Origin of the sequence: Microbispora cellulosiformans, assembly GCF_008728085.1 — a bacterium.
In the GTDB taxonomy this organism is placed as follows: domain Bacteria; phylum Actinomycetota; class Actinomycetes; order Streptosporangiales; family Streptosporangiaceae; genus Microbispora; species Microbispora amethystogenes.
Genome location: NZ_VYTZ01000005.1, coordinates 97,179 through 122,205, shown reverse-complemented (window position 1 = coordinate 122,205; position 25,027 = coordinate 97,179). Strand labels below are relative to the sequence as shown.

Sequence of the window (25,027 nt, the reverse complement as noted above, 5' to 3'; positions counted from 1 at the left end):
CCTGCCTCTCAGTCCAGGTCCGAGTCGCCGGCGCGGAGCAGCTTGAGCTGGAGCAGCGCGAGGCCGGCGAGAATCGCGAAGAGGGCGACGCAGACGGCGGCGGCGTAACCGAAGTTGAAGCGCTGGAACGCCTGCTCGTAGATGTAGTAGTAGATGACCCGGGTCGCGTTGATCGGCCCGCCCTTGGTGGTGACCGCCACCGTGTCGAAGATCTGGAACGATCCGATGACGGTCAGCACGAGCACCAGCGCCAGGACGGGACGCAGCAGCGGCAGCGTGATCCGCCAGAACATCGTCGCCTCGGAGGCGCCGTCGGTCGCCGCCGCCTCGTACACGGTCTTCGGGATGGCCTGCAGGCCGGCGAAGATCAGCAGCGCGGTGTAGCCCACGTGCCGCCAGACGTTGACCAGCGCGATGGTCGGGATCGCCGTGCTCGTCTCCCCGAAGAAGGCCACCGGGTCGAGGCCGATCCACTCCAGCGCCTGGTTCACGATGCCGAGCTGAGCGTCGAGCATCGTGTACCAGATCAGTGCGACCACCACGTTGGCGACCAGGTACGGCAGCAGCAGCACGCCCCGGATCAGCCCGGAGCGGGTCAGCCGGTGCATCAGCACGGCCAGGCCGAGGGCGGCGATCGTCTGCACCCCGATGTTGACGACGACGTACTCGACCGTGACCTTCAGCGCGTTCCAGAACAGGCGGTCGCCGAGCAGGCGCCGGTAGTTGTCGAGCCCGGCCCACTCGGGCGGAGCGAGCAGGCTGTAGTCGGTGAAGCTGAGGTAGGCGGTCCGCAGCGCCGGCCACAGGTAGAAGGCGGCGAAGCCGACCGCCGCGGGCAGGAGGAAGACCATCGCGACGGGCAGGTCGCCCGCGCGGCGCCGGGGCCGCGGCGCGGACGTGTCGGACTGCGGTGGGGATGTGCCGGGCCGCGGCTCCGCCGTGCCGCTCTGCCGTTCGGTGCTGGTCCTCATGACGGTCAAGCCTTCGTGATGTGCAGCAGGAGCAGTTGTTCGGGGTGGAGCGGCGGGGCGGACAGGCCGACCTCCGCCAGCATCTGGCCGGTGACCACGACGCCCTCGGCCAGCCACGGGTTCGGGGCCACCGCGGTGGTGCCCGGACTGTCGCCCGGAGCCAGCGGTCGCACGCGGTAACGCCGGTGCGGGTCGAGTCCGGGGATGCGGACCCGTCCGGGCTGGGTGCGGGCGCCGGTGGCCATCGCCACCACCGAGAACAGCGCCTGGTCGCGGTCCGCCGACACGATTCCGTGCAGCCACAGCGCCGGATCGGGATGGTCGGCCCGTACGACGAGCCCACGGTGCAACCAGCCGCGCATCCGCTTGTAGAGCTGAACCCACCGCCGCAGCTCCGCGCGTTCCTCCCCGGAGGCCGCGGTGAGGTCCCACTCGATGCCGAAGTGCCCGAACAGCGCGGTGCCGGCCCGCAGCGCGAGGCTCTGCGTCCGTCCGGTGGTGTGCGCGCGCGCCGACCCCACGTGGGAACCGATCAGCTCAGGCGGCAGGAGCAAGGCCGTCCACCGCTGGATCGCCTGCCGCTCTGTGCCGTCGATGCAGTCGCTGGCCCAGACGCGATCGGTGCGCTCGAGAATGCCGAGGTCCACCCGGGCGCCGCCCGACGAGCACGACTCGATCTCCAGCCCGGGGTGACGCGCCCGCAGCTCGTCCATGAGGCGGTAGACCGCCCTGGTCTGCTCGTGCACTCCCGCGTCGACGAGATCGCGGTTGTGGTCCCACTTCAGGAACGCGATCCGGTACTCGCGCACGAGCGTGTCCAGCCGCTCCAGGATGTAGTCGTAGGCCTCCTGCCGGCGCAGGTCGAGCACCTGCTGATGACGGACCGGCGGGGGCTGCCGGCATTCGGTCGCCATGATCCAGTCGGGGTGCGCGCGGGCCAGGTCCGAGTCGGGGTTGACCATCTCGGGCTCGACCCACAGGCCGAAGTCCATGCCCCGCGCCCGTACGCGCTCGACGAGCGGGTGCAGCCCCTCCGGCCAGCGCGTCTCGTCGACGAACCAGTCGCCCAGCCCGGCCCGATCGTCGCGGCGGCCCCGGAACCAGCCGTCGTCGAGCACGAACCGCTCGGCCCCTACTTCGGCGGCCGCGTCGACCAGCGCCGTGAGCCGGCCCAGGTCGTGGTCGAAGTAGACCGCCTCCCAGGTGTTGACGATCACCGGTCGCCGGTCGCTCCGCCCGCTGCGAACCAGGCGATGGAAACGGGCGGCCATCTCGTCGAGGCCGTCCCCGTGGGCGGCGTAGACCCATGGGGTCTCGTACGACACGCCGGGCGCGAGCCGGACCTCGCCGCTCTGCAGCAGCTCGCCGCCCCCGACGACCGAATCGCCGGTGGGCAGCCGCTCGGCGTACGTCCGGTGGTTGCCGCTCCAGCCGACGTGGACGCCCCACACCTGGCCGGACCGGAACCCGAACCCCTTCTCGCCCGCGACCAGGATGAACGACGCGTCCGAGCCGGTGCGCCCGCGCCGCCCGTCGCGCACATGGGCGCCGGCCGAGAACGCGCGTCGCTGGGGGTCCCGCTCCCGGCTCCAGCGGCCGGTGAAGTCGAGCAGTTCGGTCGCCTCCGCCGGCACCGGCAGAGCCATCACCAGGCCGTCGAGCGTGTACCAGCCGGGAGCGGTGTTGCGGAGCACGGCTCGCATGCGGAGCACGCCGCCGGCCGTCAGGTCGAGGCGGAGTTCGAGGGACAGCCCGCAACCGGCGTCCGACGCCAGGACGGCCACCTCGCCGCCCTCGCCGGCTCCGCGGTCGTGGACGCCGACGTGCTCCGTCTCGAACAGCGGCGACCAGTGCCGGCCGTCGCGGTGGCCCAGGACACCGGGAAGGCCGAACCACCCGGTCGCCGACTCCGGCACCACCGCCACCGAAGCGGGCGTGTCGAGCGAGTTCGGCACCGTCGCCGGCAGCGAGGCCAGCGCCAATGCAGAAAGGTCCGCGTCCGACGCGCGCAGCAACGGGCGTCCCCAGTGCAGCACCCGTGGCAGCCGGGGGCCGCGGCAGTCGAGCACCAGGCTCACCCCGGACGCCTGGAGGTGGACGAAGCCGTCGGCTCCGCGCCCGGCCGGCCGCTCCGTGACCTCGTCGCCCGCACCGGGGGAGTGCGGATCTCTCCCGTCAGCGGCAGCTTCCACGATTGCCACACTTACGTCCTTTTCATCCCGAATCTGGCGTGCATCAACCGCCGAGAGCCTGGGGCCCGGCTAGGTGTCTCGATGAGGGTGAGGAGTGTGTTAGCGGTCACATGTATCGTTCAATGGAGCCGAGAGTGACATGCCGTCCGTGTTACGTCAAGGTGTCGTCCGGGGCTTCGCCGGGGTGCGTCCGGGGTGATGCGCGCACCGGTCCGCGCGACCCTCTCCGGGGCCTGCGGTGCGTGTTAGAGTCCGGAGGCATTCGAGGGTCCGGGCGCCCGTGACACCATGAGTGGTGCGAATGTCAGATACAGCCGATCGGGGGAAAATGGCCGGCGCGAACGATCGTCACTCCGTCCGCCGCCCCAGCATCGACGATGTCGCAAAACTCGCCGGCGTATCACGGCAGACGGTTTCCAATGTGCTCAACGGCCGCAAGGATTACTTCTCGACACAGACGCAGACCCGCGTCGTGGCCGCGATGGAAGCGCTTTCATACAAGCCGAACCGTGCGGCCCAGACCCTGCGCTCCCGGCGGAGCATGCAAATCGGTTACCACATGTCCGGCGAGGAACTGGAGACGGTGAAAGGCTTCACCCTCAGCTTCCTCCAGGCGCTGATAAAGGCGGCGGCCCGCCGGGGCTACCAGATACTGGTGTTCACACACACCGACGAAGACCCCTTGTCCGTGTTCACCGAGCTGACCACCCGGGGCAACATCGACGCGCTGATCATCTCGGAGTCACAGGTGGACGACCCCCGCGTCCGGCTGCTGGCGCGAGGCACGCTGCCCTTCGTGTCCTTCGGCCGCCTCGCCCCCGGCCTTCCCCAGCAGTGGGTCGACATCGACAACGCCCACGGCATGGCCATGCTCATGGACTACCTGGTCGCGAAGGCGTACGGCCGGTTCGCCTACGTGGGGGCCGAGGGCGACGAGTACTGGAAGCGCGAACGGCTCCACGGCTTCCGGCGGGGCCTCGACCGCCATGGGCTCAAAGTGAGGGACGACGACGTCTTCGAGGGCTCCGGCGACGCGATTCGCGACCACGTACGCCGGATGCTGAGCCGGCGGCAGCGGCCCGACGCGATCGTCACCAGCAGCGACTCCATCGCCGCCGTCGTGGTCAACATCGGTCATTCCCTCGGCCTGCGCGCCGGCCGCGACATCGCGGTCACCGGTTTCGACGGCGGAGCGATGGGACTGATCACCGAACCGACCATCACGAGCGTACGCATTCCGCTGGAGAAGGTCGCCGGCGAACTGATCGACCGATGCCAGGCCGAAATCGACGCGGGGCCCACCGGACGCCCGGGAGTGCTGGTGCCGACCGAGATATTCCAGGGCGGAAGCGCCTGACTTCCCGGTTCTCATGGGCCGTCCGCGGCGCCGCGGAAAAGCACGGAGATGTTCTGCTCTCCGGCGAGGAGAACACCAGCGGAAGGGCGGTCTTCCGCGCGCGGACAATGGCGGCGGGCCATCTGCGAACCAGGTGCCTCATCTCGGAGGACCAAGGGTCTCGGACTTTCCCTGCACGCGAACGCGGTTTGATGCCGGACGACCGCGTGTGAGCGCGCGCGGATCACGGCGACGAGGCTGTTGTCAGGGACCGGCGGCGGAGGCGGCGGCGTGGCAGGCGCCGTGGCCGTCCGCGCGGGCGACCACGCGTCCGGCCCGCACGCGCACCGCCGCCTCCGTCCCGTCGCTCACCGCCGGCACCCCGGCCGCCGCCGCGACGGCCCCCCGCTCGTCGTACACCACCCGAAGACGCGGCCAGGCCCGCCGGGGGAACGCCTCCCGCAGGCAGCCGCGCAGGTCCGCGAGGACCAGCCGCACCAGCGGCCCCAGCTCACCGGGGTCACCGGTCACCAGTACGGCGGTCACCTCGTCACCGGCCCCCGCGCCCCGCACCGCCTCCTCCACCGCGCTCAGGCGGTGCAGCCCGACGACCGCCACCACCCCGTCACCGGAGAGCGGCGCGGGACCGCCGCGCAGCGCGTCGGCCGCCGGCGGCGGTGCCCACGGCGCGTCCGCGGGCCGGGCAGGGGCCGCCCAGGGCAGATGCGGCGGGTCCCACCGGTCGCCGAGGTCGAGCTCGGCCAGCCGCTCGCACGCGCTGACGACGTCGAACTCCTCCACGAAACCAGGAGCGGCGTCGGCCATCTGGCTCATGCCGTGCAGCGTCGTCAGCGCGACCTCCGCGACCCGCACCATGCGCCCGCCCCCGGCGGCCACCCCCTCCAGTGCGAGCCCGAGCAACATCCCGTTCAGCTTCATGAGCTGCGCGAACGGCTTCCTGGTCCGCTCGTCGGCCATGATCTCCGGCATCAGGTCCATGCCCATCCGGCCCGGGCCGTCGGTCGCCAAGGGGAGCCGCGACACCCAGACCCGGGCGAACGCGGCGAGCGCCTCACCGGCCCCGGCGACCTCCGGGATGCCGTCCCTGGCCGTGCCATCGGCGCCGAACGCCGCTCCAGGCACTCCGGCGGCCGGGGGAGCGCCGTCCTCGCCGAAGGCCCTGCCACGGGGCCCGGCCGTCGGGGGAGCGGCGTCTTCCGGTCCATCGGCGTCCGGCGCGGCGGCACGCTCGGCGAGCTCGGCCAGCACCGCGAAGTACAGCGCCCGCTTGCCCGGGAAGTTGGAGTAGACCGCACCCCGGGTCAGCCCGGCACGCTCGGCGATGGCGTCGATCTTGGCGTCGCGGAACCCCCGTTCGGCGAACTCGTCCCGCGCGGCGGCCAGCACCCTGGCCCGGTTGCGCGCCTGCAGCTCCGCCCTGGACAGGCGTTCCATCACCCTCCTCGCCGCGACGGCCACGGCTTGCCGACCGCCGATCACCAAGATACCGTCGCCATCCAGATGATATGAACATGTGAAATGAACATTTGGAGGATGCGATGACCGGCACACTGCCCGAGATCGACCTGTCCCGCCCCGAGGTCCTGCGCGACCCCCTCGCCGCGTACGGACGGGCCCGCGAAGACGGCCCGCTCGCGCGGCTGCTGATTCCCGGCTTCGGCCCCACCTACGCCCTGACCAGACACGACGGGGCGAGAGCGATGCTGGGCGACGCCCGGTTCGAGCTCGACTCCACCAGCTACATGCGCCCCGAGGTCCCCGCGGACTGCCTGCCGTACATGCGGAGCATGAGTGAGATGAACGGCGCGGAGCACGCGCGGCTACGCAAACTGGTCGCCCCGGCCTTCACCCCCCGCCGGGCCGACGGGTTCCGGCCGCGGATCGCCGCCATCGTCGACGCGTTGCTCGACGAGCTTCCCGCGCACGCCGTCGGCGGGCGGACCGATCTGCTGCCGCATTTCGCCCGGCCGCTGCCGATGGACGTCATCTGCGCCCTCGTCGGCGTCCCCGAGGAGGACCGCCCCCGCTGGCGTGAGTACGGCGCCACCGTCGCCGGAGCCGCCGGCGACGACTTCGCGCGGGCCATCCCGGGCATCATGGCCGGCGCCAAGGCAGCCGTCGCCGCCCGCCGCGACCACCCCGACGCCGACGGCACGGGGGGCGATCTGGTGGGCGACCTCGTCCGCGTCCGGGCCGAGGACGGCGACCGGCTGAACGACACCGAGATCGTCACCCTGGTCTGGCACCTGGTCATCGCCGGGCAGACCCCGGCCAACCTCATCGCCAACGCCGTGGCCGCCCTGTTGTCCCACCCCGACCAGCTCACCGCCCTGCGCGCCGACCTCGCGCTCATGCCCCGCGCCGTCGAGGAGCTCACCCGCTGGTGCGGCCCCGCGCAGCTGGCGGTCCCCCGTCAGGCCCGCGGCGACGTCGAGCTGTACGGCACGACGGTGCCCGAAGGCGCGAAGGTCACCGCTCTCATCTCCGCCGCCAACCGCGACCCACGGGCGTTCGACGACCCCGACCGGCTCGACCTCGCCCGGGTGCCGGCCACCGGCCACCTGGGCTTCTCCCACGGCCCGCACTTCTGCCTCGGCGCCTCCATCGCCCGCGTGCAGACCCAGGTCGCGCTCACCGCGGTGTTGCGCCGGTTCCCCCGGATGGCCCTGGCCGCCCCGGTGGAGGAACTGCAGGCCGTCGACCCCGGCACCCGCCGGCTGACCGCACTGCCGGTGACTCTGTGAATCCTGCTCGCTCCGCCGCCCCGTCATCGGCCCCGGCATTGGCCGCGCCGCCGCCGTCCGCTCGCGCCCCGAACACGTCAGCGAGCCACCCCGGCACAGCCATTCGGTATAGCTGGAGCACCGACCCGTCAATCGCATGGCCAGGAAGAGCCCTCACGCCTAAAATTGGGACAAGCGTACCGCTTTGTCTGTGAGGTTCCTCCATGGCCTGGCTCCTGCTCGCCGCCGCGATCGCCTCGGAGGTCCTCGCCACCTCCGCGCTCAAACTCAGTGACGGCCTCACCCGCTGGGGCTGGACCATCGTGGTCGCCGCCGGATACATCGCCTCGTTCATCCTGCTCGCCTGGGCGCTCAAACTCCGCATGCCCGTCGGCATCGCGTACGCGGTGTGGGCGGGCACCGGGACCGCGGCGATCGCGCTGATCGGCGCGCTGTTCCTCGGCGAGCACATGAACCTGATCAAGATCGCGGGCATCACCCTGATCATCGCCGGGGTGGCCGTGCTCAACCTCTCCGGCGCGCACTGATCGTTTGACCCCGGCTCCCAGTGCCGGTAAGGGTGGGTCCGGACGGTTGCCGGGTTCCTCGGAGCCCGCACATTCCGGCGAGCCTCGCATTCCGGCGACCCGCTCATCCCGACAAGCCAGGAGAGGACCACGGCGTGCCCGAATCCCGCCAGGTCGCGCCCCGGCGGCCGCAGCAGCGGGCCGTACGCCGGCGGGAGGCGCTGCTCGACGCGGCGGTCGACCTGCTCGGCGAGGGCGGCTTCGCCGCGGTCACCCACCGCGCGGTGGCCGGGCGGGCCGCTCTTCCGCTCGCCGCGACCTCCTACTACTTCTCCTGCCGCGACCAGCTGCTGGCCGAGGCGTTCGCGCTGCTCGTGGAGCGTGAGCTCGCCCGCATGCGCGCCGCCGTACGGCAGCCGACGGGCCGTTCGGCCGCCGCGGTCGCCGAGGCCCTCACCGACGTGTACGCCACGGACCGGCTGCGCGAGCTCGGCCTGTGGGAGCTGTACCTGCAGGCCGGCCGCGACCCGGCGCTGCAGGCCGTCGCCCGCGCCTGGACGGACGGCTGCGACGAGATCGTCGCCTCCGCGCTGCGCGGCGCGGGCTATCCCTGCGGTCACTCCGAGGTCCGATTCGTCGCGGCGTTGCTGTCGGGACTGTGGGTGGAGGACGTCGTCGAGGCCCGCGCCGACTCGCGGGACCGCGCCCGCGACGCGGTGACCCGCGCACTGACCACGCTCCAGACCCCCGCCGGAGGCCACCCATGATCCTTCACCTCGCGCTGGCCGCCGACTGGGACGCCGCCGTCGCCGTCGGCGAATACCGCGTCTCCACCCTCGGCGTGACCCTGGAGGAGGAGGGCTTCGTCCACGCCTGCTCCGATCTGCCCCAGCTGCGTGGCGTGGCCGGCCGCTACTACGGTCAGGTCACCGAACCGCTGGTGGTCCTGGAGATCGACGAGAAGCGGCTCGGCTGTCCGGTCAGGCTGGAGGTGCCCGAAGGCGCGGGGGAGGCGTTCCCCCACATCTACGGGCCGGTCCCGGTGACCGCCGTGGTCGCCATCACGCCCTTCACCCGGTGAACCCGCCCCTCACGGACGGCACCGCGACGGCACGGCGACGGCACGGCGACGGCACGGCGTTCCCGGAGCGGCGTGATCTCTTGAAACCGGTGGTTCGGTCGGCGGTTCCTGTGCCGCGTGTCCGATTCGTTCAAGACGCCGCGCCGGCCCGCCGTCTACCGTGACCGCCATGACACCATCGTTCGACCTCATCGGCCTCGTCGTGGCCGACATGGCCGCGTCGCTGGCCTTCTACCGCCGGCTGGGCCTGGACATCCCCCTGTCGGCGGACACCGAGCCCCATGCGGAGGTGACCCTTGACGGAGGGCTCCGCCTCGCCTGGGACACCGTCGACACCATCCGGTCCTTCGACCCCGCGTGGACGCCCGCCGCGGGCGGCCCGAGGATGTCCCTCGCCTTCCGCTGTGACGGCCCCGGAGAGGTCGACCGCCTGTACGCCGACCTGGTCGAGGCGGGCTACCCGGGGCACCTGCCGCCGTGGGACGCCTTCTGGGGGCAGCGTTACGCCGTCGTCCACGACCCGGACGGCAACGGCGTGGACCTGTTCGCGCCGCTGCCGGATGCCTGACCCGAGGTCGCCGGCCAGGAGACCCTGAGCCGACTGCCCGCCCGAGGCTACGCACAGTGGTCCCATGACGATCGCGATGACACGAGAGGACCCGCGCACCAGGCGTTGGCCGCCCTGCAGGATCTGCGCGCGGCGTCACTCCGCTGATCGACTCTGCGGGAGCCACCGCAGGCCACCGGTGACCCGGGATCGGCCACCCGGCTCGGTGGCGCAGCTCGGGGCGTAACTCGGTGGCGCGACTCAGCGGCTCAGCGGATCAGCGGATCAGCTCGCCCAGGGTGGCACCGGCCAGCGACTTCACTTCCCGCGCGAGATGGGCCTGATCGGCGTATCCGGCAGCGCCGGCCACTGCGGCGTAGGGGACACCCCGGCGGGCCAGGGCCAGGGCCCGGTTCATCCGGAGGATCCGGCCGAGCGTCTTCGGGCCGTATCCGAAGGCGTCCAGGCACCGGCGATGCAGTTGCCGCACCCCGAGCCCCGCACCGGCCGCGACCTCCGCTACTGGCAGGCCCGCACGGACGCCGCCTACCACAGCAGAGATGAGCGCCGCGGAGACGGGCGTGGTGCCGGCTGAGTCCCCGGCCGCGCGGATCCGGCCCAGCGCCGCCTCCTCGAGGACCACGCCGGGGTCGGCGGCCTCGGCGGCCCGTTCCGACAACCGCCGCGCCTGGGCCCCCGGCCACACCTCGGCCAGCGGCACCCGCAGGTCGCGCAACTCGTGGGCGGCCACGCCAAGGATCCCCGGCGCGGTGCCGGGGCCGAAACGCAGCCCCACATATCGGCTGCCCGCACGATCACGCACCAGGTGCGCCACGGTGTCCGGACCGGCAACCAGCAGCGCGCCGTCCATCCAGATCAGATCCATGCAGCCGTCGGGCAGCACCCGCCGGACCGGCGGCGGAGCGAGATCAGGACGGGAACCGTGAGCGGTGTCGGGGGCGTCCTGCCACCACAGCACCGCCCCCGGAACCCGCGCCCGTCTCTCCTCGTACACCCGGCAATCATCCCCCTCACCCGCTCGGCACTGCCATCAGGCCCTGCGGAGTGGGAGGGCGACAGGGGTCAGTCGGTGCCGGCCTCCATGGCGGCGTGGTCGAGCAGTTCCTCGTCGGCGGAGACCTCGCCGCGGGAGGCGATGGCCTCGGCCCCGCCCTCCGGCATCGCACCGATCAGCTCGGTCGAGGCCACGAGGGTGGCGTCGGTCAGCATCGGGTGCGGGGTGCCCACCATGCCGACCCTGGCGTACTGCTCCAGCTTCGCCCGCGAGTCGGCGATGTCCAGGTTGCGCATGGTCAGCTGGCCGATGCGGTCGACCGGGCCGAAGGCGGAGTCCTCGGTGCGCTCCATGGACAGCTTGTCCGGGTGGTAGCTGAAAGCCGGGCCGGAGGTGTCCAGCACGGAGTAGTCCTCGCCGCGGCGCAGCCGCAGGGTCACCTCGCCGGTGACCGCGGTCCCGACCCAGCGCTGCAGCGACTCGCGCAGCATCAGCCCCTGCGGGTCCAGCCAGCGGCCCTCGTACAGCAGCCTGCCCAGCCGCCGTCCCTCGACGTGGTAGCTGGCCAGGGTGTCCTCGTTGTGGATCGCGTTGACCAGCCGCTCGTAGGCCGCGTGCAGCAGCGCCATGCCCGGCGCCTCGTAGATGCCCCGGCTCTTGGCCTCGATGATCCGGTTCTCGATCTGGTCGGACATGCCCAGGCCGTGCCGGCCGCCGATGGCGTTGGCCTCCAGCACCAGGTCGACGGCGGAGGTGAACTCCTTGCCGTTGATCGTCACCGGCCGTCCCTGCTCGAAGCCGATCGTGACGTCCTCGGGAGCGATCTCGACGTCCTGGTCCCAGAACCGCACTCCCATGATGGGCTCGACGATCTCGAGGCCCGTGTCCAGGTGCTCCAGCGACTTCGCCTCGTGGGTCGCGCCCCAGATGTTGGCGTCGGTGGAGTAGGCCTTCTCCACGCTGTCGCGGTAGGGCAGCCCGTGGGCCACCAGCCACTCGGACATCTCCTTGCGGCCGCCGAGCTCGCCGACGAAGTCGGCGTCCAGCCAGGGCTTGTAGATGCGCAGGGACGGGTTGGCGAGCAGGCCGTACCGGTAGAACCGCTCGATGTCGTTGCCCTTGAAGGTCGACCCGTCGCCCCAGATCTGCACCCCGTCTTCGAGCATCGCCCGCACCAGCAGGGTGCCCGTCACCGCCCGCCCGAGCGGAGTGGTGTTGAAGTAGGTGCGGCCGCCGGAGCGGATGTGGAACGCCCCGCACGCCAGGGCCGCCAGCCCCTCCTCCACGAGGGCGGCCCGGCAGTCGACCAGCCGGGCGACCTCCGCGCCGTACGCGGTGGCGCGCCCCGGCACCGAGGCGATGTCGGGCTCGTCGTACTGGCCGACGTCGGCGGTGTAGGTGCAGGGCACCGCGCCCTTCTCGCGCATCCACGCGACCGCTACCGAGGTGTCGAGACCACCGGAGAAGGCGATGCCGACACGTTCGCCGGCAGGCAGGGAGGTGAGGACCTTGGACATGAGTAGAATATATACACCCCAGTGCATGGACATGCAATGCGGATCGAGCCGACAGGATGCAAAGACAGCCCGCCCCCGCGCCGTCAGCGGGGGTGACCGGCCCGCAACCAGCCGACGTAGTCGGCCACGGCGCGGTCCAGGTCGTAGTCGGGGACGAACCCGGTGTCCTCCCGTAACCGCGCGACGTCCAGGGGAGCGTCGAGGCCCGGGGATCCCGGGGTGCGCCCGGGCAGCAACGCGGAAACGGCTCCCGGCACGACCCTGCCGACGGCGGCCGCCACCTCGTGGTTGGCGGTAACCAAGCCACTGCCCACGTTGTAGGTGCGGTGGCGCAGGGCCCGAGCCGTCTGCAACAGCGCGATCGCCCGCCCGCAGTCACGCGCGTAACACATGTCGATGGAGTCCTCGGCGTAGACCGGCGGCGCCCCCGCGACCGCCGGGCCTCCGGGAGCGGCGCCGACAGGGGAAGGCCCGGCCGGTGAGGGTTCGGCGGGGGAGGCGCCCAGCGGTGCGAGGCCGCCGCGCACGGCCTCGGCGTCTCCTGCACCGGGCCTCGCCCCGGCGCGTACGGCCGCGTGGACGAGACCGGGAGCGGCGAAGAAGGGAGAGGACGGCCGGCCCAGCGGACCCCAGATCGCGCCGATCCGCACGCTGACCACCTCCTGCCCGGACGAGGCGGCGAGATCGGCCACGATCTCGCCGATCTTCTTGCTCGCCGGAATCGGATGCGGGCTCGCGACCGGCAGCGGCGCGTCCTCCCGGTAGGAGGAGCCGTGCACTCCCGCGTACACGCCGATGGTGCTGGCGACCACAGTGCGGGCCACGCCCCACTCCCGCGCGGCACGCAGCACGGTGAACAGCCCCGCCGTGTTCGCCTGCGCCTCCTCCAGCGGTGGCGACGACCCCAGCCCCGCGGCGGCGAGGTGCACGATGCCCGTGATGCGGTGGCGCCGGCCCACCGCCCACACGCTGTCGGCGTCGGCACAGTCGAGCGACTCCATCACGGCGTGCCCGTCCGGCGCCCCTCGCAGCAGGGCGGGCGGCGCTCCCGCCGACCGCTGCCCGAGCAGGCACCGTTCGCCCAGATCGAGCAGGGCCCGTACGACGTGCGCGCCGATGAAGCCCCGGCCACCCGTCACCAAGATCATGATGATTCCCCAGTTCGCTAGCAGGCTAACGATCAGCGTAACGAGGAAGTCGTTAGCCTGCAAACGAATCGTAGGATTGACCGGTGACCGAAGTGCTGAGGCTGCTCACGCGAGTGCAGAAGCTCCTGCGTGCCGCGGCCGACGAGGCGATGAGCCGCCACGGCGTACGGATCGGCCAGAACCTCGTGCTGGAGGTCCTCTGGCAGGCCGACGGCCTCACACCGGGGGAGCTGGCCGCCCGCCTGCAGGTCACCACACCGACCATCGTCAACACCGCGACCCGGATGGAAGACGCCGGCCTGCTGGTACGCCGCCGCGACCCCGCCGACGGCCGCCTCGTGCGGCTGCACCTGACCCCCCGGGCCCGCGCGGCCGAACGCCCGATAACCGAGGCGAGACGACGGCTCGCCGAACACGCGACCGCGACCCTCACCGACGAGGAACGGCGGCACTTGCACAGCGCACTGCAAAAGATCATCGACCAGATGACCGGGCCCACGCCGCCCCTCGACCCCGGCGAGCACACCCCCTCCACCGGCGCAGGCGACCCCTGACCGGCACCGCTCATACGGCGTGACGCAGCCGGTGGGCTACCCGCGTGCGTCGTTCACGCGCACAGCGCGCGCTCCAGACGCCGCGACGCGAACCAGACACCCGCGGCGGCCAGCACCGTCAGATACAGCGCGTGACCGAGCGTGCCCCACCCCGGCGCTCCCATGCACAGGCCGCGCACCAGCTCGACCGCGTGATACAGGGGAGTGACCTGGATCAGCACCTCCACCCCGACGGGATAGTCCCGCACGGGGGAGAACGTCCCGGAGAACAGGAACAGGGCGAACTGACCCGTGTTCAACAGGTCGAAATCCTGCCACCCGCGCATCAGCGTGCTGACCGCCATCCCCAGCCCGCCGAAGGCCAGCCCCACCAGCACCGTCGCCGGAAACGCGGCCACCGCCCAGCCGGCCTCGGTCAGCCCCATCGCGACCATCACGACGAGGAAGATCGCCGTGTAGACCGAACCCCGCACGATCGCCCAGACCAGCTCACCGACCGCGACCTCCACCGGCCGCACCGGCGTCGCCAGCACCGCCTCGAACGTCTTCATGTACTTCATCTTGAAGAAGAAGTTGAACGTCGTCTCGGCCAGCGCACCCGACATCGCCGACACCGCCAGCATCGCCGGGGCGACGAACGACGCGTACGACATCGTCCGCCCGTCCACCGTGAGCTCACCGATCAGCGCGCCCACACCCACACCGATCGACAGCAGATACAGCAGCGGCTCGAAGAACCCCGACAGCAGCACGATCCAGTACGACGGCCCCGAGCGCAGCGCGCCGACGTTGCGGTTGATGACGGCACCCACCCGGCCGGGGGAGAGCCGGGAGACCACCAGACTCGTCACCATCAGTCCTCCAGCCTCCCGCGGAACGCCCGCACCGCCAGCACGAACCCGGCCACCGCCCACACCAGCAGATAAGCGGCGTGCGCCCAGACCGGCCAGGCCGGCGCCCGGCCCAGCGTCGCCGCCCGGCACAACTCCACCGCATGCCACAGGGGAGAGGCGTACGCCAGCAGCCGCAACCCCACCACGAGCTGCCCGACCGGGAAGAACACCCCCGAGAACAGCGCCGCCGGCAACACGATCAACCGGAACAGCAGGGAGAAGTAGCTGTCATGGTCGATCGACGCGGAGAACGCGGCCACAGGCGCCGCCACCGCCATCGTCACCAGGGCGCACACCAGCACGGTCACCGGCGCCCACGGGGAATGCAGCCCCCCGAAGAACACCACCACGACCAGGAACACCACCACCGTCGCCGTCACCCGGAAAACCAGGTAGAGCAGATGACCGCGGACCATGTCCGCCATGTCCACCGGAGTCGCCCGCATCGCGTGGTACGCCCGGACCCACTTGAAGTCCGCGAGCACCGAGTAGGTCGACTCGCCCACCGCGATCTGGAACGCCGTCGACGCGAGCACCCCCGGCACGATCCACGACAGGTAGTCGACCCCCTGCACCGAACCGACGTAGCCGCCCACCCCGATGCCGATACTCAGCAAAAACAACACCGGCATGACGAACGACGAGAACACCGAGGCCTGCCACACCCGCCGATACAGGGTCAGGTGCCGCTCCAGCACCGCGAAGGTCGGATGCACCGACCGCGTGAGCGCCATCTCAGTCCACCAGCGTCCGGCCCGTCAGGTGGAGGAACACGTCCTCCAGCGTCGACCTCCGCACCAGCACACTGGACGGCGCCAGCCCGCGCCGCTGCACCTCCGCCAGCGCCACGTCCCCGTCGTCCACGTACACCAGCACCCGATCCGGCAGCGGATCGACCCGCTTGCCGACCCCCGCCAGCGCGGCGGCGTGCCCCGCGATCCCTTCCAGCCCGTCGGGGAACCGCAGCTCGACCACCTCCGCCGTCGAGTACGTCTCGATCAACGACCGCGGCGACCCCTCGGCCACGATCCTCCCGCCGTCCATCACCACCAGCCGGTCGCACAACTGCTCGGCCTCGTCCATGTAGTGCGTGGTGAGCACCAGCGTCACGCCCTGCTGCTTTAACCGGAACAGCCGCTCCCACAGCAGATGACGCGCCTGCGGGTCCAGCCCCGTCGTCGGCTCGTCCAGCAGCACCAGATCGGGCTCGTTCACCATCGCCCGCGCGATGGTCAGCCGCCGCTTCATTCCCCCCGACAGCGGCTCGACCTTCCCGTTCGCGCGATCGGACAACTGCACGAACTCCAGAAGCTCGTCCGCGCGCCTGCGGCTCTCCGCCCGCGACAACCCGAAATACCTGGCGTACGTCACCAGGTTCTCCCGCACCGTCAGATCGGGATCGAGGTTGTCGAGCTGCGGGCACACGCCCAGCCGCGCCCGGATCCGCGGCCCGTCCCGCACCGCGTCCATCCCCAGGATGCGCAGCTCCCCGGCGGTCGGCACCGACACGCACCCGATCATGCGCATCGTCGAGGACTTCCCGGCCCCGTTGGGACCCAGGAACCCGAACGCCTCGCCCCGCGCCACCTCCAGGTCGATCCCGTCGACGGCGGTGAAGTCTCCGAAGCGTTTGACCAGGCCACGCGCCACGATCAGAGGTTGGTCAGCCACGATCCGAGACCCTAACCAACGGCCCCGACATTTCCGCAACAGGTTATCGGCGCCCCCGCCACGCCCCCGGACGTCCCCGCCTCCCCGGGCACGGACGAGGGCCCCCGCACGCGCACTCCGCGCGGGCCGTACCCTGACGTGCGTGAGCACGTTCGAACTGGGCACCGACGGCCCGCGGGTCATCCTCGTCGGCGTCGACGGCTCCGACACCTCGCTCCGCGCCACCGCCTACGCCTGGGGGCTGGCCCGCCGCCAGGGCTCCCACGTCGTGCTCCTCCACGTCACCGACCCCGGCACGATCAGCACGATGATGCCCACCGCCTCGGCGTCGGTCGTCGAGGCGGGGGAGCAGGTCGCCGCGGAGCTCCGCGAACAGGTGGAGCACTACGCCCGGACCCTCCACTCCCACGTCGGCTACACCTTCCGCACCGAGTACGGCGACGCCGCCGGAGTCATCGCCAAGATCGCCGACGAGATCAGGGCGGACGCGGTCGTCGTGGGCGCCTCGACCCAGGCCGGGCACCGTTTCATCGGCTCGGTCGCCCTCCGCCTGGTCCGCGCCGGCCGGTGGCCGGTCACCGTCGTACCCTGACCGCCCGGCCCCCGTACGGGTTCCGTACGAGACCTGGCCGGGCCGGGGGGGCACGCCCACGCGGCCGTCACAATCCAGCGCGGCACGGTTGAGACCAGGTCAGCGGTGGCCCGGGCCGGACACGTCGAGAGCGCGCAGCCCTTCCAGCACCCGCAGCAGCGTCGCCTCGTCCGGGCCGTCCGCGCGCACTCCCACGGGATGACGCCGCTCCCGCCGCGGCAGCGCCCCGGCGGATCCCGCCGCCGACGACACTCCGGACGCGAGCCCCGTCACGACCGCCGCGAACACCCCCGGCAACGGCTCCCGCGTCACGCCCGGCGAAGCATCCTCGGCCGGACCGAAGGCCACCACATCGGCCGACGCGATCGCCAGCTCGCACCACACGATCTTCCCCCGGTCCGGCGCCGTGTAGTGCCCCCAGCGCCGCGCCAGGCTTCCCACCAGCACCAGCCCCCGGCCGCTCTCACCCGGCTCGTCACCCGCGTCGCCGCCCGGCACCGGCTCGCGGTCGCTGCCGTCCCACACCTCGATGAACACGCTGCGCGGCCCGGGAGCCTCCCGAACCCGCAGCGCCACCGTACGCAGCGCCACCGGGAACATCGACGACGCCACCGGCGGGCTCACCACGGCGTCCGTCGCCCGCACCGCGTTCGTCACCAGCTCCGAGACGACCAGCTCCGCCGTGTCCGCCAGATGCCCGAGCTGCCACCCCCGCAGCTGGCACCGTACGAACGCACGGGCCCGCCGCGGCGCGGTCGCGACCGACCCGAACACCCGGTACGCGGTCCTGCGGCCTTCCCGCGCGGGAAAGGGGGAGGTCAGCATCCCGTTGAGCGGCTCTGGACGGACCGGCCTGCGGCGGCCGGCGCGGCCACTGGGGGAGTAGGCATGTCTCCGATCATCCGTCATGCCCGGCGGTAAAGCGTCAGCCTTGACCGCATTCGCCGAACTTTCTCCGACTCATCACCGAAAAGACACGGGGAAAGTCCCCGGAAAGCCGCCGCGTACCTGACGGGAGATGACAGGAAAGGCCGCCACCCTGGTCCCATGAACACGCACGCCACCGGCACATTCGACGTCACCGGCTGGAACGACCTGGCCACCGAGGAGAAGCAGGGCGCCACGCTCGGCCGCGCCCGCATCACCAAGACCTTCCAGGGCGACCTCACCGGCACCAGCACCACCGAGATCCTGACCGTCGGCACCCCCGACGGCCCCGCCGCCTACGTCGGCGTCGAACACTTCGAGGGCGCCCTGCACGGACGCAAGGGCACCTTCGTCCTGCAGCACAGCGCCGCCAGCCACAACGGCGAGCAGTGGATGAAGTGGCAGATCGTTCCCGCCACCGGCACCGGCGAACTGACCGGCCTCACGGGGGAGGGCGCCATCCGCGTCGAGGTCGGCCACCACTACACCCTCGGCTACACCCTGCCCGAGGCCTAATCGGTCCCCGGCGGGGTAGCCGTGGGCCCATGGTGAAATCCGCTGATCGGCAGTCCGCGGTCGCCGCGCCGGACCCGGCCGCCCCCGCGCCCGCCACCCCCCGCGCCTCGGCGCCCCGCACAGACGCCTCCCGCGCCGAACAGCCGGGCGCCGCCCGCACCGAGGCACCCGCGACCAAGGCCCTCGACACGAAGGCCTCCCGTACCAAGGCACCACGCGTCGCGGTCATCGCGCACCGCAAGAAGACCATCGGCGGCGGCCTCGACGAGCTGCGTAAGCTCATCACGGGCTACGAGGTCGAGGACCTGCTGTGGTACGAGGTCCCCAAGAGCAAGAAGGCGCCCAAGAAGGTCCGCCAGGCGCTCAAGGACGGCGCCGAGCTGTTCTTCGTCTGGGGCGGCGACGGCACCGTGCAACGCTGCGTCGACGCCCTGGCCGGCAGCGACGCCGCCGTCGCCATCGTCCCCGCCGGGACCGCCAACCTGCTCGCCCGCAACCTCGACATCCCCGAGGACCTGGCCGAGGCCGTACGGATCGGCTTCGAGGGCCGCCGCGCCAGGCTCGACCTCGGCAAGATCAACGGTGAGCACTTCGCGGTCATGGCGGGCGTCGGCCTGGACGCCGAGATGATCGCCGACGCCGACCGGGGCCTCAAGGACCGCCTCGGCCGCCTCGCCTACATCTGGACCGGCCTGCGGCACGTCGGCGGCTCCGTGACCCCGATGAAGGTCAAGGTCGACGGCAACGACTGGTTCGAGGGCGACGCCAGCTGCGTGCTCGTCGGCAACGTCGGCACCGTCACCGGGGGCATCGACGTCTTCGAGGACGCCCGCTACGACGACGGCTGGCTGGAGGTCGGCGTCTCCACAGCCGAAGGCCCCATCCAGTGGGCGCGCACCCTCGGCCGGATGAGCGCCGGCAACGCCGAGAAATCCCCCTTTGTCCGCATCACCCGCGCCAGGAAGGTGTCGGTCAAGCTGCAGGCCCCCATGGCGTACGAACTGGACGGGGGAGCGCGCGACCGGGTCAAGCGCATCACGGTCAAGGTGGTGCCCGAAGCCGTCACCCTCTGCCTGCCCGACTCCACCGGCTGACCCGCGCCGCTCGGTGCTCCGATTCAGCCACCGTCCCGGCCGTCACCATGCGTGACCTTCCCGTACGGCCGGGACGGCCCGGCACCCGCTCACCGGTCGCACCGCGAGGCCGGGGGATGGGCGACTCACCACGGGCCTGACTCAGTCACTGCGACTCAGCCGGTGCCTCCGCAGGAAGGCAGGTCTTTCGCGGCGAGCAGGGCCTTCGCCGTCTCCTGGGTGTCGGGATGGTCTGGTCCCAACGCCTGCCTCCGGCTGTCCAGCACCTGTTCGAGCAGGTGCACCGCTGCGGCCCGCTGTCCCTGATCGGAGAGCAGCACGCCCCAGTGGTGCAGGTTGCCCAGGGTGTCCTCGTGGCTTACGCCGAGCACTTCCTCCATCGATCGCTGGACGTCGCGGTACGCGGCGGCCGCAGCGGCGAAGTCGCCGCGCATGTGCAGGAGGCGTGCCACGTTGTGGCGGCTGACCAAGGTGTCCGGATATGTGCTGCCGAGAATACGTTCCTGGGCCATCAAGGTGTCACGCATGATCTGTTCGGCCGCGTCCAGGTCTCCGCTTTCGCGCAAGGTGTCGGCCAGATTGAGGCCCGAACGAAGGGTGTCGGGATGTTCCGGGCCCAAGAGTCTCACACGTGCACGGAGATCCCTCTTCATGATGGACAGGGCTTCTCCGTGACGCCCTTGCAGAGTGAGGACGATGGCCAGGTTGCCTCTCGTGTGAGCTGTTTCTCTGTGATGCCTGCCAAGGATCCTCTCGCGCTTGCGCAGGACGTCCCGAAGAAGGCGCTCCGATTCCGGATAGAGGCCGCGGCACTGCAAAATGGTAGCCAGGTTGTGCTGGACGCCCACCACGATGGCCTCACTCCGCCCAAGCTTGCCGGCGGCGGAAATGGCGGCCTCACCCAGACGTTCGGCCTCCTGCCAGGCGTTGCTGAGCCGCAGCATCGCGACCAACGGCGGCGCCAGCTCGAGCAGGCGCCGTTGGTCGTGTTTCGGCTGCCTGGCCGATGTGCTGAGAAGTGCTTCGAAATGGGCGACCAACAGGCGCCAGACGGGCCAATGGCTGGGGAGACGGAAGTCCAGCGCCTTCGCCGCCGCAGTGAGCATGCGCAAAGCCGTGTTCCAGGAAGACCTGCTCCGCCGCCGAGGCGCAGGGGTCTGTTGGCGTATGGTCGTCGCAACCAGATCGTGCATCCTGATGCCCCGAGGTTCGGAAGGGGAGGCCCAGTCGATGAGCCCCATCCTGTCCAGGCCTTCCAAAGCGGTGGCATCTACGGCAGGCGCCCTCTGGCCTCGTCTGCCCTTGGTGGGAAGCTCCGCGCAGAGCATCTCCATCGGCACGACCTGACCGCCGGCGAGCTCGGCCAGCGTCCCCGCCACGGCGCGGGCATGCTCGTTTCCCTGGTCGCTTAGGGTGATCAGGGACAGCTCCCAGGTACGCGTGATCATCTGACGCTCGTCCGCCCGCTGCCGCGCTGGAGAGATGGACTGTTCGCGCATCGTCGAGGCGAAGTCGTTGTTCAAGGCGTCGAGATAGGCGTTGAAGGTCCTGTGCCGGCTGCTCTTCGCACCGATGTGAATCCCGGCCAGGTGCAGCGCCAGTGGCAGCCCGTTCAGCCGATGTCCCACCGCCAGCGCGGCAGCACGATCACTGTCTCCTGGGACGAAGTCCATGAGAAGGTCAGCGGCGGCAGCGGGGGACAGGGGACCGAGAAGGTGCAGCTCGCACAGTCGCCCCCATGTTGTCGGTGCCCTGTCCCGGGACGTCACGACGATGGAGCAGTTCCGGCTGACTCGAATCCAGCCGGTTCCGTCGGCGACCTGGTCTCCGGTCACGGCCAGCACCGACTGCGGATCGTCGGCATTGTCGATGATCAGTAGACGGCCGCTGCCGGCCGCTGTCTGCTCAATGGCGTTCCAGAAGAGATCTGCCGCGTTCCTGCGGCCGGACATGGCTTCGCGAACAGCCGGTTCCGGCACATTCAGCTCATGCTGGGCGATGCCCAGCATGGAAGTCATGAGTGTCACACGATCGGCACCGTTCACCCACCAGACCGCTGCGAACCGATTTCGCGAGTCCTCGGCGAGTTTTAGAGCCAGTGTCGTCTTTCCGACACCTCCCAGCCCTGCGATCACCTGGATTCTTCCGGACCCCGGCGTGATGGCACGGCCCAGGTGGTCCAGGATCTCCGCGCGTCCGTGCAGGTGCGTCGGCAGGCGGCCCAGGGGCGGCTGAATCGAAGCTACCGGAGACTCCGCCATATGAACCGATTGATCTTTTTCAGGAGGGGCACCAGCAGGTTTTCCGGCCCCTTGTCCTTGCGATTGGGTGCGTATCTGGATGAAACCGGCGGCCACCGCTACGGGAATACCAACGATCGATGCTATGGCGCCTATGGCATCCCAATCCATACAGCAATAGTCCGCCGTACGGATGAGACGACGCAATGCCCATCGCTCGCGCACCGGACATGCCTGCGAGCCAGGGGAGAGGACGGCTCATCGCCCAGCCGCACGAGCACAGCTCCGCGTCCTCTGAAGGCCCGCGCGCTTCTCAGCGCGGCGACCCCGCGCTTGGGCACCTCGTACCCCGGGCGGCGCTCAACCCGGGGGAAGCCTCCAGTCCGCACCTCAGCAGCAACCTGGCGAACTCTCGCCCTGGGGACCGCCCCGTCTTCGCTACTTGACATAATGTTCATTATCGAGCAACGAGGTGAAGGTGCGGGAAGGGGTGGATCGGGCTGGTCGCGCGGCTGCGTCCGCTTCATCGCGTCTGCGACGTCAGGCGGACTTCTGCACCGAGGAGAACGCCGAACCCGGCACGCTCAACCGCCGTCTGTGTGACGTCGCGGCAATCCGGCTCCGCGGAGTTACACAGGGCCCGATGCCGCCGACATGCCGGGCTCGCGTCATGATCACGCCGCCATGCCGGGTCCGGCCTTTGCGCCGGCCATTTCCACTCCGGGGCGTCGATCCGAGGCCTCACCGGCTTCGATACGCCACGGGACGGGAACCCGCTGGAACCCGGCGGATATCGCTTCGCCGCGCGCCGAACCTCATCGATCGGAGAACCGGGACCCGCACTCGTCCCCTCTTGCCCGACATTCACAAATAGTCCTATACCGGACAGAAGGTGGATTCTGTCTGGTATGAGACAAACCCGGACAGCTTATTGGAAGGCGTTGAACGTCGCCTCCGGGCGGTCGCGCTCGGCGTACAGGTCCCAAGCGGCGTCGGCGATCATGTCCGGGTCGAGGGACCTACTCCCCACGTCGCCGAAGCGCTCGGGCTGGGAGGTCACCAGCCGGTGGATGTCACCCCGTTCGACCAGTCCCCCGATGATCAGGTTTCCGGCGTAGACGCCTTCCCCTGCCAGCGCGGCGTTGAGGGTCAGGGCGTAGGTGCGCAGCGCCGCCGCCGACAACGCCAGGCCTCCGAGCGCGGGCATCGGCATGACGGCGCTCAACCCGCCGGCGAACAACAGCCCGCCCTCCCCTCTTTCGATCATGCCGGGCAGCACCGTGCCGACCGCGTCGATCGCCGGATACAGGAAGTCCATCGCCCCCCTGGCGTCGCCGGCGGTCGTCTCGGTGATCGGCCGGGGCGGGGCGTTCAGGTCGGAGGCTCCCGGCCCGTAGTAGAGAACGTCGATCGCGCCGAAACGATCGGCGATCGCGCCCAGGGCGGAGACGAGCCGGTCGCGGTCGCGTACGTCGGCGGCGAAGGACGCCGCCTCGATCCCCGCTTCGGCCAGGGCCGCCACGTATCCGGCGTGCCGGGCCTCCGTCCGGGAGATCAGCGCCACGGCGTACCCCTCGCGCCCGAACCGATGCGCGACGGACATGCCGAGTCCGGGCCCGGCGCCGATGACGGCGACGGTCTTGCGTGCTGCTGCAGGCATGGGGCACCTCTCCAGGTCGGTAAGTTGAGGGTCTTCTCAACTTGACCGCGACAGTAGCACAAACTTGAGGCCACCCTCAGATTCGTATGATGGGAGGCATGGCAGCCGGATCGAAACCGCTGCGGTCGGATGCCGCGCGCAACCGCGACAAACTGCTGGTCGCGGCCACCCAGGTGCTCGCCGAGCGCGGGCTCGACGCTCCGCTGGAGCACATCGCCCGTCGTGCCGGCGTCAGCATCGGCACTCTCTACAACCACTTCCCGACCCGGGAGGCGCTCCTCGGGGCGGTCCTCCCCCAGCGGATGGCCGCTCTCGATGAGATCACCGCGGCGGCCCTGGCTCACCCCGACCCCTGGGCGGGCTTCACCGGTTTCCTCGAAGGGCTGTTCACCCTGCAGGCCGAGGACCACAGCCTCAACGAGGCTCTGACGCAGAGCTTCTCCATGGCCACTGACGTGAGCCAGGCGTGCCACCGCGGCTTCCGGGACGTCGAGCGCATCCTCGAGCGAGCCAGGACCGCCGGCTGTCTACGGGCCGATTTCGCGTCCACGGACCTGGTCACCCTGATCTGGGCGATGTCCCAGGTCATCCGTGAGTCGATGGAGACCGCTCCGGACACGTGGCGCCGCTTCCTGGCCTTCTTCCTCGACGGCCTGCGCGCCGAGGCCGCGCATCCCCTCCCCCAGGAGCATCCGGTCCGCTGATCGGTGATCGGCTGGCAACCGATCTTCGCCGTGCCACGTCTCATGTAGGTCCCCAAGCCCCATGAGTCCCATCAGGAGCCGGCGTTGCGTATGCGTGCGGTGGTCTCGTTCGTCTTCGCGGGTTGTCTCGCGTTGCTGTGTCAACCGGTTGAGGCCGCTCCCCTGCCGGGTGCGGAACGCGGCCTGCGCATGGCCACCGAGGTCGTCGAGTACGAATGCACGACCGACGACGTAACCGAGAAGCAGAACGTCGAGATCAACGTCGAGCTGACCATGCCGGACGACGCCACAACGGGCAGGCAGATGTCCATCGGCTGGCACGCGACGTCCTACGTGACCGGCAGCGAACTGCGGGCCCCCGCCGCCGGACTCGCCGGCGTCAAGCTGTACGCGTACGCGTCTCTGACCGGGATCGCGAACCTGACCTCCGCGACCGGCGTGAGCGAGCACTTGAGCACGATCGCCGGTGGGGAGATCATTCCGCTGCCGACGGCCGCGGTGAGCCTGAAGACGACCGCGTCGAACGCGGGCACGGCCTCGGTGCGGCCGGCCGCCGTCAACATCGGCCCCTCGCCCACCGCGCCGGTGATCGAGTGCGAGGTGCGGAACGCGGACGAGCTCACCGCCTACACGCTCACCGTCACCCGCGACGGGCAGTCGAGCACCAGCCCCTCCCCAAGCGCCACTCCGTCCGCGAGCGCCACCACCAGCGGCAGCCCCAAGCCGACGCGGACCGTCACGGCCACCGTGACCGCGGCCGTACCGGACGAGGACGACGAGGTGGCCCCGGCGGCCCGGGACGCGATCGAGACGCCGATCGGCGCGGCCGCGACCGGAGGCGGCGGCGAGGCCGGGCCGGACGGGCGCATGTACGTGCTGACCGGTCTCGCGATCTGTCTGGCCGCCGGCGCCGGGCTTCTGCTGCGCCGCCGTCTCCTGGCACGGTGAGCGTGCCGCTCCCGGATCGAATGCGGCCTGAATTTTTCACGGGTCCGGCAGGTCGTCTTTCCCGAACGGCTGCCCGGCCGGAACCACGTTTCCGGCCCGGCCTGGACAGGCGATATGGGGATCGCCGCTGCATGTACTGTGCCCGCGGAT

General features: G+C 70.9%; 24 protein-coding genes. 12 read left to right on the top strand and 12 right to left on the bottom strand.

Annotated elements, in window-relative coordinates:
* Positions 1-8: 8 nt before the first annotated feature.
* The gene (locus tag F5972_RS14775) at positions 9-971 is read right to left on the bottom strand and encodes a carbohydrate ABC transporter permease (protein WP_225311497.1); all 963 of its coding nucleotides are present in this window, start codon (positions 969-971) and stop codon (positions 9-11) included.
* A 5-nt stretch (positions 972-976) separates the two neighbouring features.
* On the bottom strand, positions 977-3,172 hold the full coding sequence (locus F5972_RS14770) for an alpha-galactosidase (protein WP_318527586.1): 2,196 nt from the start codon (positions 3,170-3,172) through the stop codon (positions 977-979).
* A 292-nt stretch (positions 3,173-3,464) separates the two neighbouring features.
* Between F5972_RS14770 and F5972_RS14765 the strand changes: the two genes are divergently transcribed.
* The gene (locus tag F5972_RS14765; protein ID WP_150934074.1) at positions 3,465-4,520 is read left to right on the top strand and encodes a LacI family DNA-binding transcriptional regulator; all 1,056 of its coding nucleotides are present in this window, start codon (positions 3,465-3,467) and stop codon (positions 4,518-4,520) included.
* A gap of 243 nt (positions 4,521-4,763) precedes the next feature.
* Here the strand turns inward: F5972_RS14765 and F5972_RS14760 are convergent, their stop codons facing one another.
* Positions 4,764-5,954, bottom strand: coding sequence for a helix-turn-helix domain-containing protein (locus tag F5972_RS14760; protein WP_150934073.1), 1,191 nt, complete (start codon positions 5,952-5,954; stop codon positions 4,764-4,766).
* 104 nt (positions 5,955-6,058) lie between these two features.
* Here F5972_RS14760 and F5972_RS14755 point away from each other — a divergent pair, with 104 nt between their 5' ends.
* From F5972_RS14755 to F5972_RS14735, 5 genes are all read left to right on the top strand, one after another.
* On the top strand, positions 6,059-7,264 hold the full coding sequence (locus F5972_RS14755) for a cytochrome P450 (RefSeq protein WP_150934072.1): 1,206 nt from the start codon (positions 6,059-6,061) through the stop codon (positions 7,262-7,264).
* 203 nt (positions 7,265-7,467) lie between these two features.
* On the top strand, positions 7,468-7,791 hold the full coding sequence (locus F5972_RS14750) for a DMT family transporter (RefSeq protein ID WP_150934071.1): 324 nt from the start codon (positions 7,468-7,470) through the stop codon (positions 7,789-7,791).
* Positions 7,792-7,925: 134 nt separating this feature from the next.
* Positions 7,926-8,537, top strand: a complete 612-nt coding sequence (locus F5972_RS37235; protein WP_191910127.1) for a TetR/AcrR family transcriptional regulator — start codon at positions 7,926-7,928, stop codon at positions 8,535-8,537.
* On the top strand, positions 8,534-8,851 hold the full coding sequence (locus F5972_RS14740; protein ID WP_150934070.1) for a DUF952 domain-containing protein: 318 nt from the start codon (positions 8,534-8,536) through the stop codon (positions 8,849-8,851). Before F5972_RS37235 ends, F5972_RS14740 begins: the two co-directional genes overlap by 4 nt.
* A gap of 169 nt (positions 8,852-9,020) precedes the next feature.
* Positions 9,021-9,419 carry a VOC family protein gene (locus F5972_RS14735; RefSeq protein ID WP_150934069.1) on the top strand — a complete coding sequence of 133 codons (399 nt, stop codon included), beginning with the start codon at positions 9,021-9,023 and terminating at the stop codon, positions 9,417-9,419.
* A gap of 256 nt (positions 9,420-9,675) precedes the next feature.
* Here F5972_RS14735 and F5972_RS14730 read toward each other — a convergent pair whose 3' ends face one another.
* The 3 genes from F5972_RS14730 to F5972_RS14720 form a co-directional block, all read right to left on the bottom strand.
* A complete protein-coding gene (locus tag F5972_RS14730) occupies positions 9,676-10,413 on the bottom strand; it encodes a helix-turn-helix domain-containing protein (RefSeq protein WP_150934068.1) in 738 nt (245 codons plus the stop codon).
* Positions 10,414-10,481: 68 nt separating this feature from the next.
* Positions 10,482-11,930 (bottom strand): argininosuccinate synthase, encoded by a 1,449-nt coding sequence (gene argG, locus F5972_RS14725; RefSeq protein ID WP_150934067.1) that lies wholly within the window; start codon positions 11,928-11,930, stop codon positions 10,482-10,484.
* 83 nt (positions 11,931-12,013) lie between these two features.
* Positions 12,014-13,078: an NAD-dependent epimerase/dehydratase family protein gene (locus F5972_RS14720; RefSeq protein ID WP_150934066.1), complete on the bottom strand. Its 1,065-nt coding sequence runs from the start codon at positions 13,076-13,078 to the stop codon at positions 12,014-12,016.
* Between the two features lie 83 nt (positions 13,079-13,161).
* Here F5972_RS14720 and F5972_RS14715 point away from each other — a divergent pair, with 83 nt between their 5' ends.
* On the top strand, positions 13,162-13,632 hold the full coding sequence (locus F5972_RS14715) for a MarR family winged helix-turn-helix transcriptional regulator (protein WP_150934065.1): 471 nt from the start codon (positions 13,162-13,164) through the stop codon (positions 13,630-13,632).
* Positions 13,633-13,685: 53 nt separating this feature from the next.
* Here the strand turns inward: F5972_RS14715 and F5972_RS14710 are convergent, their stop codons facing one another.
* Genes F5972_RS14710 through F5972_RS14700 form a run of 3 tightly spaced genes read right to left on the bottom strand, consistent with a single transcriptional unit; the run spans position 13,686 to position 16,196 of the window.
* Positions 13,686-14,486 (bottom strand): ABC transporter permease, encoded by an 801-nt coding sequence (locus tag F5972_RS14710; protein ID WP_150934064.1) that lies wholly within the window; start codon positions 14,484-14,486, stop codon positions 13,686-13,688.
* Complete coding sequence (locus F5972_RS14705; protein ID WP_150934063.1) at positions 14,486-15,259, bottom strand: ABC transporter permease; 774 nt, start codon at positions 15,257-15,259, stop codon at positions 14,486-14,488. Before F5972_RS14705 ends, F5972_RS14710 begins: the two co-directional genes overlap by 1 nt.
* Position 15,260: 1 nt before the next feature.
* Complete coding sequence (locus F5972_RS14700; protein WP_225311496.1) at positions 15,261-16,196, bottom strand: ABC transporter ATP-binding protein; 936 nt, start codon at positions 16,194-16,196, stop codon at positions 15,261-15,263.
* A 142-nt stretch (positions 16,197-16,338) separates the two neighbouring features.
* On the opposite strand from F5972_RS14700, the gene F5972_RS14695 reads away from it, so the two are divergent.
* Positions 16,339-16,788 carry a universal stress protein gene (locus tag F5972_RS14695; protein WP_150934062.1) on the top strand — a complete coding sequence of 150 codons (450 nt, stop codon included), beginning with the start codon at positions 16,339-16,341 and terminating at the stop codon, positions 16,786-16,788.
* Between the two features lie 99 nt (positions 16,789-16,887).
* Here the strand turns inward: F5972_RS14695 and F5972_RS14690 are convergent, their stop codons facing one another.
* A complete protein-coding gene (locus F5972_RS14690) occupies positions 16,888-17,697 on the bottom strand; it encodes an ATP-binding protein (RefSeq protein WP_150934061.1) in 810 nt (269 codons plus the stop codon).
* 138 nt (positions 17,698-17,835) lie between these two features.
* Between F5972_RS14690 and F5972_RS14685 the strand changes: the two genes are divergently transcribed.
* The gene (locus F5972_RS14685; protein ID WP_150934060.1) at positions 17,836-18,231 is read left to right on the top strand and encodes a DUF3224 domain-containing protein; all 396 of its coding nucleotides are present in this window, start codon (positions 17,836-17,838) and stop codon (positions 18,229-18,231) included.
* A 29-nt stretch (positions 18,232-18,260) separates the two neighbouring features.
* Positions 18,261-19,325 carry a diacylglycerol/lipid kinase family protein gene (locus tag F5972_RS14680; RefSeq protein ID WP_150934059.1) on the top strand — a complete coding sequence of 355 codons (1,065 nt, stop codon included), beginning with the start codon at positions 18,261-18,263 and terminating at the stop codon, positions 19,323-19,325.
* Positions 19,326-19,480: 155 nt separating this feature from the next.
* Here F5972_RS14680 and F5972_RS14675 read toward each other — a convergent pair whose 3' ends face one another.
* On the bottom strand, positions 19,481-21,736 hold the full coding sequence (locus F5972_RS14675; protein ID WP_150934058.1) for a tetratricopeptide repeat protein: 2,256 nt from the start codon (positions 21,734-21,736) through the stop codon (positions 19,481-19,483).
* Between the two features lie 757 nt (positions 21,737-22,493).
* A complete protein-coding gene (locus F5972_RS14670) occupies positions 22,494-23,225 on the bottom strand; it encodes an SDR family NAD(P)-dependent oxidoreductase (RefSeq protein WP_150934057.1) in 732 nt (243 codons plus the stop codon).
* Positions 23,226-23,323: 98 nt separating this feature from the next.
* On the opposite strand from F5972_RS14670, the gene F5972_RS14665 reads away from it, so the two are divergent.
* Together F5972_RS14665 and F5972_RS14660 are read left to right on the top strand one after the other, a co-directional pair.
* Positions 23,324-23,929 (top strand): TetR/AcrR family transcriptional regulator, encoded by a 606-nt coding sequence (locus F5972_RS14665; RefSeq protein WP_150934056.1) that lies wholly within the window; start codon positions 23,324-23,326, stop codon positions 23,927-23,929.
* Between the two features lie 90 nt (positions 23,930-24,019).
* Positions 24,020-24,877 (top strand): hypothetical protein, encoded by an 858-nt coding sequence (locus F5972_RS14660; protein ID WP_150934055.1) that lies wholly within the window; start codon positions 24,020-24,022, stop codon positions 24,875-24,877.
* Positions 24,878-25,027: the final 150 nt, after the last annotated feature.

What these genes read in the sequence shown, in the direction of transcription:
- F5972_RS14775 (WP_225311497.1), bottom strand. Translation starts at nt 971, where the DNA reads ATGAGGACCAGCACCGAACGGCAGAGCGGCACGGCGGAGCCGCGGCCC.
- F5972_RS14765 (WP_150934074.1), top strand. Translation starts at nt 3,465, where the DNA reads ATGTCAGATACAGCCGATCGGGGGAAAATGGCCGGCGCGAACGATCGT.
- F5972_RS14760 (WP_150934073.1), bottom strand. Translation starts at nt 5,954, where the DNA reads ATGGAACGCCTGTCCAGGGCGGAGCTGCAGGCGCGCAACCGGGCCAGG.
- F5972_RS14755 (WP_150934072.1), top strand. Translation starts at nt 6,059, where the DNA reads ATGACCGGCACACTGCCCGAGATCGACCTGTCCCGCCCCGAGGTCCTG.
- F5972_RS14750 (WP_150934071.1), top strand. Translation starts at nt 7,468, where the DNA reads ATGGCCTGGCTCCTGCTCGCCGCCGCGATCGCCTCGGAGGTCCTCGCC.
- F5972_RS14740 (WP_150934070.1), top strand. Translation starts at nt 8,534, where the DNA reads ATGATCCTTCACCTCGCGCTGGCCGCCGACTGGGACGCCGCCGTCGCC.
- F5972_RS14735 (WP_150934069.1), top strand. Translation starts at nt 9,021, where the DNA reads ATGACACCATCGTTCGACCTCATCGGCCTCGTCGTGGCCGACATGGCC.
- argG (WP_150934067.1), bottom strand. Translation starts at nt 11,930, where the DNA reads ATGTCCAAGGTCCTCACCTCCCTGCCTGCCGGCGAACGTGTCGGCATC.
- F5972_RS14720 (WP_150934066.1), bottom strand. Translation starts at nt 13,078, where the DNA reads ATGATCTTGGTGACGGGTGGCCGGGGCTTCATCGGCGCGCACGTCGTA.
- F5972_RS14710 (WP_150934064.1), bottom strand. Translation starts at nt 14,486, where the DNA reads ATGGTGACGAGTCTGGTGGTCTCCCGGCTCTCCCCCGGCCGGGTGGGT.
- F5972_RS14705 (WP_150934063.1), bottom strand. Translation starts at nt 15,259, where the DNA reads ATGGCGCTCACGCGGTCGGTGCATCCGACCTTCGCGGTGCTGGAGCGG.
- F5972_RS14690 (WP_150934061.1), bottom strand. Translation starts at nt 17,697, where the DNA reads ATGACGGATGATCGGAGACATGCCTACTCCCCCAGTGGCCGCGCCGGC.
- F5972_RS14685 (WP_150934060.1), top strand. Translation starts at nt 17,836, where the DNA reads ATGAACACGCACGCCACCGGCACATTCGACGTCACCGGCTGGAACGAC.
- F5972_RS14680 (WP_150934059.1), top strand. Translation starts at nt 18,261, where the DNA reads ATGGTGAAATCCGCTGATCGGCAGTCCGCGGTCGCCGCGCCGGACCCG.
- F5972_RS14675 (WP_150934058.1), bottom strand. Translation starts at nt 21,736, where the DNA reads ATGGATTGGGATGCCATAGGCGCCATAGCATCGATCGTTGGTATTCCC.
- F5972_RS14670 (WP_150934057.1), bottom strand. Translation starts at nt 23,225, where the DNA reads ATGCCTGCAGCAGCACGCAAGACCGTCGCCGTCATCGGCGCCGGGCCC.
- F5972_RS14665 (WP_150934056.1), top strand. Translation starts at nt 23,324, where the DNA reads ATGGCAGCCGGATCGAAACCGCTGCGGTCGGATGCCGCGCGCAACCGC.
- F5972_RS14660 (WP_150934055.1), top strand. Translation starts at nt 24,020, where the DNA reads ATGCGTGCGGTGGTCTCGTTCGTCTTCGCGGGTTGTCTCGCGTTGCTG.